Annotated in this window: 2 protein-coding genes; both read left to right on the forward strand. The window is 69.8% G+C overall.

Annotation, left to right across the window (positions count from 1 at the left end; all coding sequences use genetic code 11):
• Window positions 1-201 (forward strand): ROK family protein (locus DAI20_RS20115; RefSeq protein ID WP_159085161.1); only part of this gene is annotated, 201 nt, incomplete at its 5' end.
• A gap of 25 nt (window positions 202-226) precedes the next feature.
• The coding region (locus DAI20_RS20120; RefSeq protein WP_205781540.1) for a class II D-tagatose-bisphosphate aldolase non-catalytic subunit at window positions 227-549 on the forward strand (323 nt) is incomplete at its 3' end.

Raw genomic sequence — 549 nt, forward strand, 5'->3', positions numbered from 1 at the left:
GTGCTGGCGCTGGACCCGCACGTGATCGTGCTCGGCGGCGGCCTCTCGCAGTATGCGCCGCTGTACCAGCAGCTGCCGGCGGCCATCGCCGCCCATCTGTTCAACGGCGTGCAGGTACCGCCGATCGTGCCGCCGCGCTTCGGCGATGCCGGTGGCGCACGTGGTGCCGCCCTGCTCGCCTGCCAACCCTCGTTTTCCTGATGTCCGGAGCCTGACCATGTCCCCGTTGCAGACCCTGCTTGCCTCCCACCGCGCCGGTGCCAACGTCGGCCTGTACAGCGTCTGCTGCAGCAACGAGCAGGTGCTGCGCGCGGCCATGCACGTGGCGCTGGCACACGGCACCGTGCTGCTGGTCGAGGCCACCTCCAACCAGGTCGATCAGTTCGGCGGCTATACCGGCATGACCCCGCCGCAGTACCGCGACTACGTCGGTACCCTGGCCGATGAGGAAGGCTTCCCGCGCGAGCGGCTGATCCTCGGCGGTGACCACCTTGGCCCGAATGCCTGGCAGAAGCGCCCGGCTGCCGAAGCGATGACCCACGCGCGCGT

Origin of the sequence: Planctomonas deserti (assembly GCF_003067705.1) — a bacterium.
Classification (GTDB): Bacteria; Actinomycetota; Actinomycetes; order Actinomycetales; family Microbacteriaceae; genus Planctomonas; species Planctomonas deserti.